This is a genomic window from Staphylococcus sp. HMSC062A01, from assembly GCF_001836805.1.
In the GTDB taxonomy this organism is placed as follows: domain Bacteria; phylum Bacillota; class Bacilli; order Staphylococcales; family Staphylococcaceae; genus Staphylococcus; species Staphylococcus haemolyticus.
The window spans coordinates 1-2,148 of the sequence record NZ_KV830611.1 but is presented as its reverse complement, the minus strand read 5'-3'; the positions used below and the strand labels follow the sequence as shown (position 1 = coordinate 2,148).

Here is a 2,148-nt window from a genome sequence, read left to right as displayed (position 1 = left end):
GCTTAATAGCTCACGCTATGCCGACATTCGTCTCCAAGTTTAGTTAAGGGTTCTTCTCAACGCACAATAAATTTTCTCGGCATAAATGCCGTGTTATAATTAAAATACCTTTTCTGGTTTTTTTCGTATTATTTTTCCACTTTTATCATCCAAAAAGTGAGTAAGAGCTACCTAAATTTTAAATGGTGGCTCTTTTTTTATATTCTAATTTATTACAAATCAGAATACCTTTATTTTTAATTTTAAGACGGTATTTTGAAAAATTAGAGTTATTTATATAGTTTTATACCCAAAAACTTATATTGGCTCTTAAAACACAAATGAGAGCCAAATAAATATATTTTAATTTCACAAACAAAAATTTGAGCAAAACCAGTGACAAATTTTTAGACACTGCCCATCTATATGCAAATTAAAAATTGGCATAAAATGGCTCCAAAATTCATCAACTTTTTTAGTTCCTGCAGGGGCAATTTCTTTCAAGAAACACCCAATTTTTGAATTGGCTCCAAATTCTTTGTAAGAGCATAAGGGAAATTTGCTACCATTTTGAATGGTAGATCTGGCGAAGCCAGACATTTCAAGGGTTACAACATTTTACATTAGGTGCCTGAAATTTGTTTTGTACCCAGAATGTACCCACAAGATATTGTGTTGTACCCATTTTGTCCCCACATCATATTGTGTCTGTACCCAAAATGTACCCAGCCATTTTTAGCGTATTTTCAACAAAAAAACGCTAGCTTTTTTCTAACGTTTAAGAAAATTTATTTTTATTTTTCTTCTTCAATTTCAACAATCACTTGATGATTAATTTCTTGTTTTTCATTTTCTGTTAAATCAAAAAGTTCACTCGTTAAATATTCTTTTTTATTCCAAATATAAAAATATACTGTCAAATCACCTTCTTTTAGAAAATGCAATTGGGCATGTTTTCTGTTCTATTTTATTTCTTTAGACAGTCTAAAATAAATAATACTATTGCTTTTCAATTAACATTTTATAGTTAATTAAAATAATTTTAGGAAGATTAAAATAAAAAATTTTGAGTATAATCATTTCGATGAATCTTATTATGCACTTTATATTTTTTTATTCTCTAGTAAATAAAAAGATAAAATGATCATTATTGAATTTGATATTGAGAAAAAAGTATTTAATCAATTTCAAAAAGTGAAACAAATGTATGAATTGCTTAGATTACTTTTTTAGTGATTTTGTTGTTGAAATTAATACTAAAAGAAGGAGTCTTAAGAGTCTTTGGTTAAAAAAATTAAGACTCTTAAGAGTCTCGACGTCGGCTGAGGCTTATGAAATCAACAAAAAAAGGAGTATTCAGACAATTAAAAGTGGTCTTGTAACAGTTGTAAAGAGTCTGCAACAAAGTATCATATTACACCCTTCAGTTCAATGCATAAGAATGCTTATAATCACCTTTATATAAAGCTTTTAAGCTATTTATGATGAACAATTGAGCATAATGAATAAAAGATAAATCTTTCAGCTATGCTGAATACCACCAAAGATGGTACTAGATTTCCTTATGCTCATGTCAAATACTCTTTAAAAAGACTCTCATGTTTGTAATATTTCCAAAAACAAAACATGTCTGAAGACAAAAGTAGCTATTTTTTTCTTCACTTTTTACTTTAAGTGCTTATTTTTATTTTCAAAATAAGCATTATTAGTAAAATAATTGGAAATAAAAAAAGAGAAAACTAAGTAAATATCTTTACTCAGTTTGGGATAGAAAGATTCAAAATTAAAATTACATTCGACTCATTTTTTGAACATTAGCGACTTACTTTTTGTTTATGATGTATATCAATTCAATCTGAATCTTGATTTTTTGGAATAATAAATACAACCTTTTCTTTCCGATCATTAACAAAATAAATGGCAAAAACGATTTTATTAAGTCACTTTTATAACTAAGAAAGATTGTTAAAGAATATAAAAGCGGTTAGTGTTTTTATATTCTTTAAAGTTAAAACAACGTTAAATGATCATTTTATTTGTTATCTTATGCGACATGTTTGAGCCATTTTTAAACGAATAATAACCGTTTATAGAAAAAAATAGGACTAAAACAGAAACGTTTTAATCCCACCTACTTGCTTAACTACAGTTCATTTTCAGATTTACTCA

At 27.2% G+C, this 2,148-nt stretch carries 1 protein-coding gene; it reads right to left on the bottom strand.

The window, feature by feature from the left end; genetic code table 11:
* Nucleotides 1-773 precede the first annotated feature (773 nt).
* On the bottom strand, nucleotides 774-899 hold the full coding sequence (locus HMPREF2715_RS03970) for a hypothetical protein (RefSeq protein WP_034172953.1): 126 nt from the start codon (nucleotides 897-899) through the stop codon (nucleotides 774-776).
* Nucleotides 900-2,148: the final 1,249 nt, after the last annotated feature.